Source organism: Winogradskya consettensis, assembly GCF_018332715.1.
In the GTDB taxonomy this organism is placed as follows: domain Bacteria; phylum Actinomycetota; class Actinomycetes; order Mycobacteriales; family Micromonosporaceae; genus Actinoplanes; species Actinoplanes consettensis.
The window spans coordinates 125,232-140,811 of record NZ_BOQP01000049.1; the positions used below are offsets into that span (position 1 = coordinate 125,232).

Below are 15,580 nucleotides of genomic sequence, written 5' to 3' on the forward strand. Positions count from 1 at the left end.
GCAAGCGCTCCGGAAGGTCGTGCATGTCGTACGCTGGGCACCGTGACGCTCGCCGACCACCCCAGTCCCGCGCCCAGGCCCGGCCGTCGCGCCGACGCCGAGCGCAACCGGGCGGTGATCATCGAGGCTGCCGGTGAGGTCTTCGCCGAGTGCGGCGGCGGCGTGGACGTCCGGGAGATCGCCCGGCGCAGCGGTGTCGGCATGGGCACGCTCTACCGCCATTTCCCGACCAAGGACGAGTTGCTCGCCACCGTCCTGGAGCGGCAGTTCAACGCTTGGCTCACCGACGCCCACCAGCAGGCCATGGCCACCGAGGATCCCTGGCGGGCACTTGCCGGCTTCTTCGAGCAGACGCTCAGCACCCAGGCACGCAACCGCGCCGTCGTCGAGAGCTTCACCGCCACCGGTGGCCCCAGCGACTCCTGCATCCAGCGCTGCTACTCCATCATCGATGAGCTGCGCACCCGCTGCGTGGACGCCGGCATTCTGCGCCCCGGCGTCACCACCGAGGACCTGTTCCTGCTCAGCGGCTCCCTGAGTCAGGCCGTCCTGACCACCGCCGACAGCCGCCCGGGTCAGTGGCGCCGCCTGCTGCGCATCTCCCTCGACGGCCTCAGCAGCCGCAACACCGAATCCCTACCCGAGCACTGACACCCGGTCAACGACTGACCGCGTCTAGCCGCCTCACACCCTGCAAGGCGGGGCTCAGAGCCAGGTCTTGGCGACGGCCTCGGCGACGGTGGTGGCCTGGATGGCGCCGGCCTGGAGGGCCGGGGCGAGGCGGGACGGGTCGAGGATGTTCGGGCCGATGGCGGTGAGGGCGGGGCCGTCCGGGGCGATGAGGAGGCTGCGGGTGGCGTTGAGGGATTCGAGTTCGGTGGCTGGGGGTGTGCGGAACATGCCGCTGCTCGGGGTGATCACGATGACGGAGTCGGCGCCGGTGGCGAGGTCGGTGTTGGTGACCGAGCGGACGCCGCCGTCCATGAACCAGTTGTCGCCGATGTGGACCGGGGGGAAGACGCCGGGCAGGGCGCAGCTTGCGGCGACGGCGGCGGGCAGCGGCACGCCCGAGGTTGCGTCCCAGGCGGTGAGTTCGCCGGTGGCGGTGTCGACCCCGGTGACGATCAGGCGGGGCTCGACCGGCCAGGTGTGTACCGGGAGGTGGGCGGCGAACTGGGCCACGTGGGCGGCGTCGTCGCCCAGGGGTGCTTCGCGGGCTAGGGCGCCGAGGTGGGCGCGGCCCTGGGCGGCGGTGAGGTTGCCGGAGGTCAGGGCGGCGAAGGCTCGGCCCATGAAGCCCGGGTCGACGCGGGGGGAGAGCTCGATGCGGATGCCTGAGGCCGTGATGATGGCCTCGTCCAGGTCGATGCCGGTGGCGATCAGCGCTCCGACGTAGGCGCCGGCGGAGGTGCCGACGATGACGTCCGCGGTGGAGAGGTCGGTGCCGAGGTGGCGCAGGCCTGCGAGGAGGCCTAGCTCCCAGGCGATGCCGGTGATGCCACCGCCGCCGAGGACCAGTGCCTTCACGCGGAGAGCGACAGGTCGTCGCCGGGGATGACGGTCAGGCGGGACCCGGTGAGGCTGCCGTCGGCGAGGGCCTGCTCGGCTTCGCGGGCGATGTGCTCGGCGGTGCGGGCCGCGGAGGCGTACACGGCGAGGGTCTTGGCGGCGGCGGTTGTCCAGGCGAAGTCCTCGCGGACCCGGCGGCGGGCGCTGCGGGACAGGGCGCGGGCGTAGTCGCGGTCGGCGAGCACGGAGGACACCGCTGCGGCGAGTGACTGCGGGTCGCTCGGGGTGAAGGTGACGCCGGTGGCGCCGTTCTCGATGACCTCGGCCAGGCCGCCCGTGGTCGCGACCGCGACCGGGGCACCGGCGGCGGCGGCTTTCAGGGCCATCATGCCGGAGGGCTCGTAGGTGCTGGGGATCACGTGGCAGTCGGACGCGCCCATCAGCCCGGCGAGGTCGTGACCGTCGAGCTGGCCGGTGAAGGTCACCTCGGGGCCGGCCAGGGACTCCAGCTCCGGGCGGAGCGGGCCGTCGCCGGCGATCACGAGGCGCAGGCCGGGGAACTCGCGGGTGAGCCCGGGGAGCGCGGCGAGCAGATCCTGTGCACCTTTCTCGGCGACCAGGCGACCGGCGAACGTGATCAGGGGGCCGGTGCCGGCGTGGTCGCGCCGGGCGGTGGCGATCTCGCGGGGACGGGCGTACCAGCGGAGCATGTCCACGCCGTCGCGGATCACGTCGACCTTCGCCGCGGGGACGTCGAACAGGCTGGTGACCTCGCGGCGCATGGAGTCGGAGCACGCGATGATGCGGTCGGCCTCGGTCGCCAGCCAGCGCTCGATGTCGTCGATCGTGTGGTGGTACTCCTCGGGGAGCTGACCCTCGTAACGACCGGACTCAGTGGAGTGCAGCGTGGCGACCAGCGGCACGTCGAGGTGCTCGCGCAGGGTCATCGCGGCGTGGGCCACGAGCCAGTCGTGGGCGTGCACCACGTCGTAACCACCCGTGCGGGCGGCGCGCAGGGCCGACCGGGTCAGGGAGTGGTTGAACGCGGTGATCCAGCCCACCAGGTCGGCATGCTCCGGCGCGTCGTGCGGTGCGCGGACAATGTGTACGCCGTCGGCGTACTCCTCCCGGGGGGTGCCTTCGGTGTGCCGGGTGACGACGGTTACCTCATGGCCGGCCGCGACGAGCGCGGTCGCCAGGGCGTACACATGACGGCCCGGGCCGCTGTCGAGCAGCGGCGGGTATCCCCAGCTCAGCATCAGGATGCGACGCATGCCACCTCGGGCGAGGGAGCGGGGGTTCAGGGGCACACCACCCTGTTTACTCAATATGGTTACCGCCAAACCTTCGCCCGATGTGATGACGGCCACAATCTATCTGTCCAGGTTGCGATAACTATCCGCTGGTAACCGGACCGTCGCGGAGACGTTATCAGCCCCATCGGTGAGAATGACCGCTGACGCGGCCGCACAGGATTAACCCGGAGCGCGGCGGGGCACGAGTGGCCCGCCCGCGGCCCCGAGATTTCCTCGCGACCGCGAGCAGAGACGGTCGAGGGTGGGAGCAACAGATGCAGGTGTGGCCGGGTCACCGGTATCCACTGGGCGCGACATACGACGGTACGGGCACCAACTTCGCGATCTTCTCGGAGATCGCCGAAGCCGTGGAGCTGTGCCTGTTCGACGCGTCCGGCAACGAGCGCAAGGTCCAGCTGCACGAGCAGGACGCGTTCGTCTGGCACGCATACCTGCCCGGGGTGGAGCCCGGTCAGCGGTACGGCTACCGCGTCTACGGGCCCTACGACCCGTCGCGGGGGTTGCGGTGCAACCCGCACAAACTCCTGCTCGACCCGTACGCGCGGGCGGTCGACTCGGACATCGACTGGCACCCGTCGCTGTACGCGTACGACTTCGACAACCCCGACGAGATGTCCGACCTGGACTCGGCGCAGCACATGGCGAAGGGCGTGGTGGTCAACCCGTACTTCGACTGGGGCAACGACCGCCGCCCGGACATCCCGTACCACCACTCGGTGATCTACGAGACGCATGTCAAGGGTCTGACCGAGCGTCACCCCGAGGTGCCCCGGGACATGCGCGGGACGTACGCCGCGATCGGTCATCCCGCGGTGATCGACCACCTCGCGAAGCTGGGCGTGACCGCGGTCGAGCTGATGCCGGTGCACCAGTTCGTGCACGACAACCGCCTCGCCGACCTGGGCCTGCGCAACTACTGGGGCTACAACACGCTGGGCTTCTTCGCGCCGTACCACGGCTATTCCGCGATGGGCTCGCTCGGTCAGCAGACCCAGGAGTTCCGCGGCATGGTCAAGGCGCTGCACGCGGCCGGCATGGAGGTGATCCTCGACGTCGTCTACAACCACACGGCGGAGGGCAATCACCTGGGCCCGACGATGAGCCTCAAGGGCATCGACAACCGGACCTACTACCGGCTCGTGGATGACCAGCCCAACTTCTACATGGACTACACGGGTACGGGTAACAGCCTCAACGTGCGCAGCCCGCAGAGCCTCCAGCTGATCATGGATTCGCTGCGCTACTGGGTCACCGAGATGCACGTCGACGGTTTCCGCTTCGACCTGGCGTCCACGCTGGCCCGCGAGTTCTACGACGTCGACCGGCTCTCCACGTTCTTCGAGGTCGTGCAGCAGGACCCGGTCGTCGGGCAGGTGAAGCTGATCGCCGAGCCGTGGGACGTCGGCCCGGGCGGCTACCAGGTCGGCAACTTCCCGCCCAACTGGACCGAGTGGAACGGCAAGTACCGCGACACGGTCCGCGACTTCTGGCGTGGCGAGCCCGCGACCCTCGCCGAGTTCGCGAGCCGGATCACCGGCTCCGCCGACCTCTACCAGGACGACGGCCGCAAACCGTTCCACTCGATCAACTTCGTCACCGCGCACGACGGGTTCACCCTCAACGACCTGGTCTCGTACAACGACAAGCACAACGAGGCCAACCACGAGGAGAACAGGGACGGCGAGAGCCACAACCGCTCCTGGAATTCCGGCACGGAGGGCCCGACCGACGACAAGGCGGTCCTGACGCTGCGAGCCCGTCAGAAGCGCAATTTCCTGGCCACGCTGATGCTGAGCCAGGGCGTGCCGATGATCTCGCACGGCGACGAGCTGGGCCGCACCCAGCAGGGCAACAACAACGCGTACTGCCAGGACGACGAGATCAGCTGGATCGACTGGGAGAACGCCGACGAGTCGCTGCTCGAGTTCACCCGCAAGCTGACCGCGTTCCGCCACCGGCACCAGGTGTTCCAGCGCCGGCGGTTCTTCACCGGCCTGCCGGTCACCGCGCGTGGCGGCGGCGACCCACTGCCCGACCTCGAATGGTTCACCCCGGACGGCCGGCAGATGGCCGGCGACGACTGGGGCAACGACTTCGGCCGGGCGGTGGCGCTGTTCGTGAACGGCGAGGGCATCCGCGAGCGCGGTCAGTACGGCCAGCGCCACGTGGACAGCTCGTTCCTGCTGTTCTTCAACGCCCACGACGCGCCCATCGAGTTCTCCACGCCGCCGTCGGAGTACGGCGAGAAGTGGGAGAAGGTCATCGAGACGGCCGAACCGTCGCCCGACCTTCCCAACGTCGTCGAGGCAGGCTCCTCGATCCTCGTGCCCGACCGCTCGCTCATCGTGTTGGACAGGACGGTTTAATGCCCCCCTCCGGTACCTATCGTGTTCAGGTCCGCCCTGATTTCCCCCTCAAGGCCACCGCGGAGCTCGCCGACTACCTCGCCGATCTGGGCGTCAGTCACCTCTACACAGCCCCGCTGCTCACCGCCGCGCCGGGCTCCGAGCACGGCTACGACGTCGTCGACCACACCCGGGTCAGCCCGGCGATCGGTGGCGAGGAGGGCCGGCTGGCCCTGCGGGCGGCACTGGACGCGGCGGGGCTGGGGCTGGTCGTCGACATCGTGCCCAACCACGCCGGGGTGGGCGTGCCGGCCGCGAACCCGACGTGGTGGGACGTCCTGAGGAACGGCGAGTCGTCGCAGTACGCGAAGTTCTACGACATCGACTGGTCCCGCGGCCGGCTCCTGCTGCCGGTGCTCGCCGACGAGCCGGATGCCCTCGACCAGCTCCGGGTCGAGGACGGTGAGCTGCACTACTACGACAAGCGTTACCCGATCGCCGACGGCACCGGCGAGGGCACCCCGCAGGAGGTCCACGACCGGCAGCACTACGAGCTGGTCAACTGGACCCGAGGCGACGCGGAGCTCAACTACCGCCGGTTCTTCGCCATCGTCGAGCTCGCCGGGTTGCGCGTCGAGGACCCCGAGGTCTTCGAGGCCACCCATCGCGAGATCCTCAGGTGGTACGCCGAGGGCGCGGTCCAGGGCATCCGCGTCGACCACCCGGACGGCCTGCGTGACCCGGGTGAGTATCTGACCCGGCTGCACGAGGCGGCGCCGGACGCGTGGCTCGTGGTGGAGAAGATCCTGGAGCCGGGCGAGGAGATGCCGGACTGGCCGGTCGCGGGGACCACCGGATACGACGCGCTCGCCGAGATCTGCGGGGTCTTCGTCGACTCCACCACCGAGGCGTTCTTCGACACCCTCGACCGCCACCTGACCGGCGCCGAGACCAGTTGGCAGGACCTCGTCCACGAGACGAAGTACACGCTGGCCACCACGGCGCTCGCCGCCGAACTGGCCCGGATGTGCCGGCTCGTGCCCGAGATCGAGGCGGCGCCGCGCGCCCTGGCCGAGCTCGCCGCCTGCTTCCCGGTCTACCGCTCCTACCTGCCGTACGGTGCCCGGCACCTCGCCAAAGCCCGTTCGGAGGCCGGGCGCCGGCGCCCGGGGCTGATCCCGGTGCTCGACCAGCTCACCGCTCGGCTGCGCAACCCGCAGGACGAGCTGGCGATCCGCTTCCAGCAGTACACGGGCGCGGTGATGGCCAAGGGCGTCGAGGACACCGCGTTCTACCGCTGGACCCGGTTCACCGCCCGCAACGAGGTCGGCAACGACCCGTCGGAGTTCGGCGTCACGCCCGACGAGTTCCACGACAAGGCCACCGAACGGCAGCGGCACTGGCCGCAGAGCATGACGTCGCTGTCGACGCACGACACCAAGCGCAGCGAGGACGTCCGGGCCCGGCTCGCCGTGCTCGCCGAGCTGCCCGGTGACTGGACCGAGGTCGTGCGCCGCTGGGTGCGGGTCAACCCGCTGCCCGATCCGGCCCTGGCCCACCTCGTATGGCAGGCCGCGGTGGGTGCGTGGCCGATCGAGAGAGAGCGACTTCAGGCGTACGCGCTGAAGTCCGCTCGTGAGGGTGGGGTCGGCACCACCTGGACCAGGCCGAACGAGCAGTTCGAGTCGGCGCTGCGCCGCATGGTCGACGCGATCTACGACGACCCGGCGCTCAACAGCGAGGTCGCGGAGTTCGCGGGCTCGATCACCCGGCCCGGCTGGTCCAATTCGCTGGGGCAGAAGCTGGTGCAGCTGACCTCGCCCGGCGTGCCCGACGTCTACCAGGGCACCGAGCTCTGGGACCTGTCGCTGGTCGACCCGGACAACCGGCGGCCGGTCGACTTCGCACTGCGCCGCGAGCTGCTGGCCCGGGTCGACGACGGGTGGCAGCCACCGGTCGACGAGAGCGGCGCGGCGAAGCTGCTGGTCACCAGCCGGATCCTGCGGCTGCGCCGGCAGCGTCCGGAGCTGTTCGCCTCGTACCGCCCGATCTTCGCCGAGGGACGGGTCGCCGAGCACGTCCTCGCGTACGACCGCGGTGGAGTGGTTGCTGTTGCCACCCGGCTGCCGGTCGGATTGTCACGGCACGGCGGCTGGCACGACACCACGCTGTCACTCGACGGCAACACGTGGACGGAAGTCTTCACGAACACCAGCTACGGCGGCAGTCAGCTGGCCGTGGCCGATCTCTTGCACACGTACCCGGTGGCCCTGCTGGTGAAGGGGTAAAGAAGATGACCTTCTTCGAGGTTTGGGTTCCCGAGAAGACCGTCGCCCTACGCATCGACGGGGATGATCGCGTGATGGAGCGCGGCGACGACGGCTGGTGGCGCCTCGACGTGCCCGGGGCCGGGCCGGGCACCGACTATTCCTACGTGCTGCCAGAACACGACAGTCCGCTTCCCGACCCGCGTTCCAGGTGGCAGCCTGACGGGGTGCACGGCCCCAGCCGGGTGTACGACCATGCGGCTTTCACGTGGTCGGACGGCGCTTGGACCGGACGTCAGCTTCCGGGTTCCGTCCTCTACGAGCTGCACGTCGGCACCTTCACCCCGGAAGGTACGTTCGACGCGGCCATCGAACGCCTCGATCATCTCGTCGAGCTCGGTGTGGACCTCGTGGAGCTGCTCCCGGTCAACGCGTTCAACGGCGAGTACAACTGGGGCTACGACGGCGTGTGCTGGTTCGCGCCGCACGAGTTCTACGGCGGCCCCGACGGCCTGAAGCGGTTCGTCGACGCGGCCCACAGCAAGGGCCTCGGCGTGGTGCTGGACGTGGTCTACAACCACTTCGGCCCGTCCGGCGCGTACGCCCCGATGTTCGCGCCCTACCTCAGTTTCGCCGGCGCCAACCCGTGGGGCGCCTCGGTCAACCTCGACGGCCCCGACTCCGACGAGGTCCGCCGCTACATCACCGACAGCGTGCTCGCCTGGCTGCGGGACTACCACGTGGACGGCCTGCGGCTCGACGCCGTGCACGCACTGGTCGATCACAACGCCGTGCACCTGCTCGAGCAGCTCGCGATCGAGGTGGAGAGCCTGTCGACGCACCTGGGCCGGCCGCTCTCGCTGATCGCCGAGTCCGACCTGAACGACCCGACGCTGATCACCCCGCGCGAGGCCGGCGGCACCGGCCTGCAGGCGCAGTGGGACGACGACGTGCACCACGCGCTGCACACGTTGCTCACCGGCGAGCGGCAGGGCTACTACGGCGACTTCGGCTCGCTCGACTGCCTGGAGACGGTGCTGACCGGCGCCTTCTTCCACGCGAACACGTGGTCCTCGTTCCGGCGGCGCCACCACGGCCGCCCCGTCGACCGCACGCGGGTGCCGGGTCACCGCTTTGTCGCGTACCTGCAGAATCATGATCAGATCGGTAACCGCGCGATCGGCGACCGGATCTCGGCGACCCTCTCCCCGGGCCTGCTGAAGGTCGGCGCGACCCTGCTGTTCACCGCGCCGTTCACGCCGATGCTGTTCATGGGCGAGGAATGGGCGGCGAGCAGCCCCTGGCAGTTCTTCACCAGCCACCCCGAGCCCGAGCTCGCCGAGGCGGTCCGCACGGGCCGGCGCCGCGAGTTCGGCTCGCACGGCTGGGCCGAGGCCGAGGTCCCGGACCCGCAGGACCCCGCAACGTTCGAGCGCTCCAAGCTCGACTGGTCCGAGCCCGGGAAGCCCGGCCACGCGGAGATCCTCGAACTGCACAAGCGGCTGATCGCCCTGCGCCGCGAGCACGCCGAGCTCTCCGACCCGAGACTGGACAAGATCGAGGTCTGGCACGGCGACCAGTACGTCGTGATGCGCCGCGGCCGCTGCATCGTGGCAGCGAACCTTGCCCCGGTGCCGCAGACGGTGAGCCTGCGCTCGGTCCCGACCAAGGTGCTCCTGGCCACCGAGCCGGGCGTCGTCCTGCAACGCGACCGTGTCGAGCTCCCGCCCGAGACAGCCGTGGTCCTCTACGCCCGCTAACTGAGGGTGGCGGTGCGCGTCACGGCCCCCGGATCGGGGTTCGCCGGGCGCGCACCACGCCACCGCTGGCCGAGGCGGTAGGCGAACGCGCGGGTGCCGTGGATGGTTCCGCTCGGGTGCAGGTCACGTGGGGCGTTGCGGATCGGGTCGAACGCCGGCGCCGCGTCGGTCGTCATGGGCGTGAGCTGTCCGAAGCGCACCCGGCCGATCGGGGCCCCGGCTCCGTCGCGCAGCAGCAGCCGGGCGTTGTCACTCTCCGCTGCGGCGATGACGGAATCGAACGTACGCCCCAGGGGTGTCGAGGTCGGATCGCCGCTCACGCTGAGATGGACCTTCTGGCCACTGCCTGTTCGGTACGCGGTGATCGTCCCGCAGGTCCCGCCGAAGTCCCGCCGTAGCACCGCCACGTGCCGCGACCACCGCCCCTGACCGGCACTGGAGTAGAGCTCGCCCGACCCTCATGGCTGGCGGGTACCCGAACTTGTCGCACCCATGCGCCACGATGGGCGGCATGGGGGAGTCGAGCGACCGGGCGGTGCTGACGGTGATCCGTGTCTATCGCAGGATCTCGCCGCGCCTGCCCACGCGGTGCCGGTTCACGCCGACGTGCAGTGCCTACGGGCTCGAGGCCGTCGGCCGGCACGGCAGCCGTAAGGGCCTGCGGCTGACGGCCGGACGGCTGATCCGGTGTCGGCCGGGTGTCCCGTTCGGGACGGCGGACCCGGTTCCGTGACATTTCTCCAGGAGGATGGTCGCTTCGACACGGGACGGGGGCGCGGTGCCGACCAGGGATGACGAGCAGGAGCCGATCCGGGTGCGCAAGGTGGTGCTGCGCCGCCCGCCACGGCAACGGGTGGCGTCCGGGCTGCCCGCTACCGCCCGGGTGCGGCGCGGCAGGCGGGCGCTGGAGGGGCTGCAGCGCTCCTTCACCCGGCGGGAGCTGACCGCCCGTGAGTTCGGTGCCTCGCTGGCGCCGTGGCGACTCGCGGCGATCGGGGTGGTGCTCGTCCTCGTGCTCGGGTTCTCGTGGGTGCGGCTCTTCCACGTGGGTGCACCGTCCGTCGAGGACCTGCGCCGCGCGGCCGGGGTGGACGAGTGGCTGACGCTTCCGATCGGCGTCAAGGACGACCAGCCCGGCGTGGCCTACCGGGACCCGGGAACGGGCGTGTGGAGCGGTTTCGACATCGACATCGCCTACATGATCGCCGAAGATCTCGGGTTCCGCCGCCAGGAGGTGCAGTTCTACGGCATCGAGAGCGAGGACCGGGCGCGGATGGAGGCGGTCGACCTGAAGAACGAGCCGGTGCCGGTGAAGATGGTGATCGCGAGTTACAGCATCACCAAGGAGCGCGAGGACATGCCCAACGTCATGTTCTCCGATTCGTACCTGCACACCGAGCAGTCGGTGATCACCCTGCACGGGCACCGCAAAGTGGCCAGCCTCGAGGAGTTCCGGGGCCAGAAGGTCTGCACCCTCTCCGCCTCCACCAGCGCCAGCCAGGCCGAGAAGGCCGGCGCCACGCTCGTCCGACGCAACCGGGTCTCCGAGTGTTTTGCCCTCCTCGACAACGGGACCGTCGACGCGATCACCACCGACGCCGCGATCCTCGGCGGCTTCAAGGCCCTCAACCAGGCGAAGTACGACCACTGGGATCTCGGGCTGGACGTGACCGAGGCGTGGGGCGTCAGCGTCGGCGCGAACGAGGCCCTGAAGGACCTGGTCAACATCACCCTCTACCGGTCGTACGCCGACCCCGGGGACTCGCGGTGGGAGGAGGCCTACGCCGACACGATCGCCGAGGAGGCCCCGTTGCAGCGCAACATCGGGACCGGCGCCGACACCAGCACGATCACCCCGCTGGCACTGACGGAGCAGCCGTTCACGCCGCGGCCGAAGGTGCGGGAGCTGCCGTGGGAGGACCCGACCCGATGACCCCCGAGATGATGCCCCCGCGGACGCTGATCGTCGACCGGCGCCCGCGGCTGCGGCGGGGCCAGCTGAACTGGCTGCTCACCGCGCTGCCGGCGTTCCCGCTGGTGCTGCTCGTGCTGCGGCTCTGGTATCTCAGCCGTCAGGATCTGCCCACGATGCTGCTGCTGGTGCAGTACATCAGCCCGCTCGGCATGATCAGCGCCCTGATCATCACGCTGATCTGGACCGTGCCGGCGGTGGTGCTCGTGCTGCGGACGCTCGGCGGCATTCTGCTCATCAGCTCGCCCGATCAGAACGAGGCCGCCCGGCGGTCCCTGCTCGCGCTCACGGCCCTGCGGATGCCCGACTGGGTGGTCGTGCTGGCCGCGGGTCTCGCCGGCTTCACGTGGCAGATGCGGATGCTGCCGACCCTGCTGATGCTCATCGTCGCGATCCTCGGGCTGACCGCCGTGCAGCGCTATCCCGGCGAGCGCCGGATGCTGGTCGTGGCCACGCTCGTGGTGCCGGTCGTGCTCGGGCTGCTCGAGCTGCTCTGGGTGTGGCCCGGCATCCGCGGTGCGTTCCGGGCGGGAGAGACCGGCACGGCGCTGCTGCTGCTCGTGCCACCGCTGCTGGGGTGGCTGCTGACCGGTCCGGTCCCGCCGCGGGCGGCGCGGCTCGCGACCCACTGGCCCGCGGTCGCCGCGACCGTGGTGGCGCCGATCGTGGTGGGCGCGGTCTTCCTGCGTGCGCCGGTGCTGCCCAACAGCGCGGTCGAGGTTCAAGAGCAGGGCACACCGGCAAGGGTGGTACGCGGGCAGCTGATCACCGTCGACGACACGGCCACCACCGTGCTGCAACGCGGCGGCGACGTCGTCTTCATCGCGAACGGTCTCGTGCGGTCCAAGACCCTGTGCCCGGAACCCGTACGACCGCAGCACAGCCGGATCACCGTACGTGGCTGGGCGATCGACGAATCGGCGCTGGAGTGGGCCGCGCCGACCCGTCCCGTCACCGGCGAGGTGGACCCGCGGTGCCTCGGCCGGCCACTCCAAGACTGAATTTCCGCGATGAGTATCCTTTTTGCGCAGGTGACGGGGCTTTGTTGCGGCGCGCCGCAGACCGCGTGCAGACAGGGTGGAGCCGACCTGGCAGGCTGCACGCCATGACCTTGCACCTGCGGTGGGCGGCCGTCACCGATAGAGGCCACGTGCGCAGCAACAACCAGGACTGTCACTACGCCGGAGACCGGTTGCTGGTCGTCGCCGACGGGATGGGCGGCATGGCCGCCGGAGACGTCGCGAGCCGCACCGCCATCGAGGCCATGGCATCGCTCGACGTGCCGATCGACAACGAGCATCAGATGGATGCCCTGCACAAGGGGCTGGAGGTCGCCAACGGGCGGATCGCCGAGGTCGTCGCGGGCGACCAGGCCCTGCAGGGCATGGGCACCACGCTGACCGCCGTGATCTTCTCCGAGGATCGCGCCGCGCTCGCGCACGTCGGTGACAGCCGCGCCTACCTGTTGCGCGACGGCCGCCTCAACCAGCTCACCAAGGACGACACGTACGTCCAGATGCTCGTCGACCAGGGCCTGATCCGCCCCGAGGAGGCCGGCAGCCATCCCCGGCGCGCCGTCGTCACCCAGGCGTTGCAGGGCGAGCCGGTGAGCCCGTCGTACGTCATCGTGGAGCCCGAGGAGGGCGACCGCTGGCTGCTCTGCAGCGACGGGCTGACCGGTGTCGTCTCGGCGGAGCACATCGAGGCGGAGATGCTCGCCATCCCCGACCCGCGGGCCTGCGCCGAGCGGCTGATCGACCTCGCGCTGCAGGGCGGCGGCCCGGACAACATCACGGTGATCGTCGCCGATCTGACCCTGCGGGACTGAGCACGTCGTGAGCCCTCCGGCACGGGGTGCTTACGGCGGCGCGGGCTGCGGTACCTTACTGCGCATCCTGAACTGCGAAACCGTGCGTGGGTGGTGATGACTACGGGACGGCTGTCCGGACGAGCTCCCGTGACGCTGACGCTTGCCGTCATCGTTGCGGCCCTCGTGACGGCCGCCGGGGTCCTCGTCGTCCCGGCCGGTGCGGGTCAGCGGCTCTACGACGACGCCGCGCAGTTCGCCGCGGGCGTGCTCGCGGCGTTCGCCTGTTTCGCGGCGGCCCGCGATCACACCGGGCTGCGGGCGCGCTGGCGGCTCGTGCTCGGCGTCGGTCTCGCCGGGTGGGCGGTGTGCCGGCTGTGGTGGATCGTGCGCGACGTCCTCGAGCCGCAGCGGGCCGCGGTGGCCGGGGTCGCGGACATCGGCTTCGTCGTGCTGCCGGTGTGCGTGTTCCTGAGCCTGCTGGCGATGTCGGCGTGGCTGCCGCGGGCGGCGCGCGCGTCGCTGCCCCGCGACAACGTCGTGCTGGTCATCGACAGCTTCCTGATCACCGGGTCGCTGGTGGCGCTGGCCTGGTCCGCGTTGCCCGCCCGGATCTTCGACGAGCTGGTGCGCGATCCGTGGGCGGCCGGCGTCGCCGCGGCGTACCCGGTCGCGGATCTGCTGCTCGTCGTCATGGCAGTCCTGCTGCTGCTCATGCGCCCGATGTGGGGACCGGCCCGCGGCACGCTGTGGCTGGTGGTCGCCGGGGTCCTCGCCTTCGGGTGCTCCGACGCGGTCCGGCTGCTCCACCTCGGCGGCGGGGTGCTGGGCCCGGTCGGGGCGGCCGGATATCTGCTCGGCCCGGCTCTGCTCGCGATCGCGGCGACGACCAACCCCGCGCCGGCGGCGCTGCCCGTGGTCAGGGCACCCGAATCCGACTGGCTGCACCTGATCCTGCCGTACGTGCCGGTGATCGCGACCGGCGTCGTGATCGGGGTGCGGACGGGGGCGGGTGGGCAGCTCACGTCGTACGAGGCGTATCTGGGTTGGCTCGGTCTGGGTCTCGTGGTGGCGCGGCAGATGTTCACCATCGTCGACAACACGATGCTGCTCGCCCGGGTCTCCGAGGGCCAGGCGCGGCTGCACCATCAGGCCTACCACGATCCGCTGACCGGCCTGGCCAACCGGGCGCTGTTCCGCGAGCGGATGGTGCTGGCGCTCGACGCCTACCGCCGGCGCGGGGTGCGGGTGGCGCTGGTCTTCGCCGACCTCGACGACTTCAAGCTGATCAACGACAGCTTCGGCCACGCGATGGGCGACCGGCTGCTGCGCGCGATCGGCGACCGGCTCGTCGGCTGCGTCGGCGGCGACGACCTGGTGGCCCGGCTCGGCGGTGACGAGTTCGCGGTGCTGCTGGAGAAGCGGGTCGACGACGCCGACCCGATCGCGCACGCCATCCTCGCCGCGCTGCGCGAGCCGTTCGTGATCGACGGGCACACCGTCGCCATCAGCGCCAGCCTCGGCCTGGTCCTGCCCGACCCGGGCGACACCGAGATCTCCGCCGACATCCTGCTGCGCCGCGCGGACGCCGCCATGTACGCCAGCAAGCGCCGCGGCAAGAACGGCCTGGTCCGCTATTCGGGCACCGGCGACGGCGGGCTCAACGCCGACCTGCCGCACCTGCTCATGCGCGCACTCGCCGAGACACCGACCGACTACGGCTTCGCGGTCCACTACCAGCCGATCGTGAGCTTCGCCGACGGTGGCGTCGTCGCGGTCGAGGCGCTGGCCCGCTGGACCGACCCGGTGGCCGGCCCGGTCGACCCGGACGTCTTCGTCACGGTCGCCGAACGCACCGGCCTGGTCGCGGCGATCGACGACTTCGTGCTGGACCGCGCCTGCGCCGACGCGACGGCCCTGGCCGAGACCTACGGTCGCCCGATCGACGTCCACGTGAACGTCTCGGCCGCCCGGCTCGGCCAGCAGGGCCTGGCCGAGGGAATCTTCGACGCCCTGGCCCGGCACGGCGTCCCCGCCTCCCGCCTCGTCGTGGAGATCACCGAGACCCGCCGCATCCCCGATTTGCCCCGCGCGGTCGAGGTCGCCGAAACCCTGCGCCGACAGGGCATCCGGATCGCGCTGGACGACTTCGGCAGCGGCTTCAACGCCCTCGCCCAACTGCACTCGCTACCGGTCGACATCGCAAAACTCGACTCCTCACTGACCGATGTGGACGTCGCCCCGGAGCGGGCTGCCGCGTTGTGCCGCTCGGTCGTGCGAATCTGCGGGGACCTCGACATCGTCGTCGTCGCTGAGGGCATCGAGACGCCGGCGCGGGCCCAGGCCCTCGCTGCACTGGGCTGCGACCTCGGCCAGGGCTACCTGTTCGGCCAACCGGTCCCGGTCCACCGCCTCGCCGCCCTGATCCCCACCCAGCCCGGCCCCGCCACCGCCGCCCGCCTACCCACCTGAGCCGCCACCCCGCTCAGCGGCCGCCCACCTGAGCCGCCATCCCGCTCAGCCGCCATCCCGCTCAGCTGGCCACCCCGCTCAGCCGAGCTCGGTTCCGGCTGGCCCGGTTCCGGCTGGCCCGGTCCTGGCTGG

General features: G+C 70.8%; 12 protein-coding genes. 9 read left to right on the forward strand and 3 right to left on the reverse strand.

Annotation, left to right across the window (positions count from 1 at the left end; translation table 11 throughout):
• Positions 1 to 42 precede the first annotated feature (42 nt).
• Complete coding sequence (locus Aco04nite_RS39265) at positions 43 to 651, forward strand: TetR/AcrR family transcriptional regulator (RefSeq protein ID WP_213002298.1); 609 nt, start codon at positions 43 to 45, stop codon at positions 649 to 651.
• 54 nt (positions 652 to 705) lie between these two features.
• Here Aco04nite_RS39265 and Aco04nite_RS49830 read toward each other — a convergent pair whose 3' ends face one another.
• On the reverse strand, positions 706 to 1,527 hold the full coding sequence (locus tag Aco04nite_RS49830) for a patatin-like phospholipase family protein (RefSeq protein ID WP_213002299.1): 822 nt from the start codon (positions 1,525 to 1,527) through the stop codon (positions 706 to 708).
• A complete protein-coding gene (locus tag Aco04nite_RS39275) occupies positions 1,524 to 2,783 on the reverse strand; it encodes a glycosyltransferase family 4 protein (protein WP_280519473.1) in 1,260 nt (419 codons plus the stop codon). Before Aco04nite_RS39275 ends, Aco04nite_RS49830 begins: the two co-directional genes overlap by 4 nt.
• 296 nt (positions 2,784 to 3,079) lie before the next feature.
• On the opposite strand from Aco04nite_RS39275, the gene glgX reads away from it, so the two are divergent.
• The 3 genes from glgX to treZ are packed head-to-tail and all read left to right on the forward strand — an operon-like array spanning position 3,080 to position 9,197.
• Positions 3,080 to 5,191: a glycogen debranching protein GlgX gene (glgX, locus tag Aco04nite_RS39280; RefSeq protein ID WP_213002300.1), complete on the forward strand. Its 2,112-nt coding sequence runs from the start codon at positions 3,080 to 3,082 to the stop codon at positions 5,189 to 5,191.
• A complete protein-coding gene (treY, locus tag Aco04nite_RS39285; RefSeq protein WP_213002301.1) occupies positions 5,191 to 7,458 on the forward strand; it encodes a malto-oligosyltrehalose synthase in 2,268 nt (755 codons plus the stop codon). Before glgX ends, treY begins: the two co-directional genes overlap by 1 nt.
• Positions 7,459 to 7,463: 5 nt before the next feature.
• A complete protein-coding gene (treZ, locus tag Aco04nite_RS39290) occupies positions 7,464 to 9,197 on the forward strand; it encodes a malto-oligosyltrehalose trehalohydrolase (protein WP_213002302.1) in 1,734 nt (577 codons plus the stop codon).
• On the opposite strand, the gene Aco04nite_RS39295 is transcribed toward treZ, so the two are convergent.
• Entirely contained in the window at positions 9,194 to 9,604 is a 411-nt protein-coding gene (locus Aco04nite_RS39295; protein WP_213002303.1) for a hypothetical protein, read from the reverse strand. The genes treZ and Aco04nite_RS39295 overlap by 4 nt on opposite strands.
• A gap of 95 nt (positions 9,605 to 9,699) precedes the next feature.
• On the opposite strand from Aco04nite_RS39295, the gene yidD reads away from it, so the two are divergent.
• The 5 genes from yidD (at position 9,700) to Aco04nite_RS39320 (ending at position 15,448) form a co-directional block, all read left to right on the forward strand.
• Positions 9,700 to 9,930: a membrane protein insertion efficiency factor YidD gene (gene yidD, locus Aco04nite_RS39300; protein WP_213002319.1), complete on the forward strand. Its 231-nt coding sequence runs from the start codon at positions 9,700 to 9,702 to the stop codon at positions 9,928 to 9,930.
• A 45-nt stretch (positions 9,931 to 9,975) separates the two neighbouring features.
• Positions 9,976 to 11,130 carry a transporter substrate-binding domain-containing protein gene (locus Aco04nite_RS39305; protein WP_244876633.1) on the forward strand — a complete coding sequence of 385 codons (1,155 nt, stop codon included), beginning with the start codon at positions 9,976 to 9,978 and terminating at the stop codon, positions 11,128 to 11,130.
• Positions 11,127 to 12,170 (forward strand): hypothetical protein, encoded by a 1,044-nt coding sequence (locus Aco04nite_RS39310; RefSeq protein ID WP_244876634.1) that lies wholly within the window; start codon positions 11,127 to 11,129, stop codon positions 12,168 to 12,170. The genes Aco04nite_RS39305 and Aco04nite_RS39310 overlap by 4 nt, the downstream gene beginning before the upstream one ends.
• Before the next feature lie 104 nt (positions 12,171 to 12,274).
• A complete protein-coding gene (locus Aco04nite_RS39315; RefSeq protein WP_203837730.1) occupies positions 12,275 to 12,997 on the forward strand; it encodes a PP2C family protein-serine/threonine phosphatase in 723 nt (240 codons plus the stop codon).
• Between the two features lie 129 nt (positions 12,998 to 13,126).
• Positions 13,127 to 15,448: a putative bifunctional diguanylate cyclase/phosphodiesterase gene (locus Aco04nite_RS39320; protein WP_244876635.1), complete on the forward strand. Its 2,322-nt coding sequence runs from the start codon at positions 13,127 to 13,129 to the stop codon at positions 15,446 to 15,448.
• The last annotated feature ends 132 nt before the right edge of the window (positions 15,449 to 15,580 follow it).

Bases quoted from the DNA above. Each gene is read 5' to 3' on its own strand.
- Aco04nite_RS39275 (WP_280519473.1), bottom strand. From the start codon at position 2,783: ATGCGTCGCATCCTGATGCTGAGCTGGGGATACCCGCCGCTGCTCGAC.
- glgX (WP_213002300.1), top strand. From the start codon at position 3,080: ATGCAGGTGTGGCCGGGTCACCGGTATCCACTGGGCGCGACATACGAC.
- treY (WP_213002301.1), top strand. From the start codon at position 5,191: ATGCCCCCCTCCGGTACCTATCGTGTTCAGGTCCGCCCTGATTTCCCC.
- treZ (WP_213002302.1), top strand. From the start codon at position 7,464: ATGACCTTCTTCGAGGTTTGGGTTCCCGAGAAGACCGTCGCCCTACGC.
- yidD (WP_213002319.1), top strand. From the start codon at position 9,700: ATGGGCGGCATGGGGGAGTCGAGCGACCGGGCGGTGCTGACGGTGATC.
- Aco04nite_RS39310 (WP_244876634.1), top strand. From the start codon at position 11,127: ATGACCCCCGAGATGATGCCCCCGCGGACGCTGATCGTCGACCGGCGC.
- Aco04nite_RS39315 (WP_203837730.1), top strand. From the start codon at position 12,275: ATGACCTTGCACCTGCGGTGGGCGGCCGTCACCGATAGAGGCCACGTG.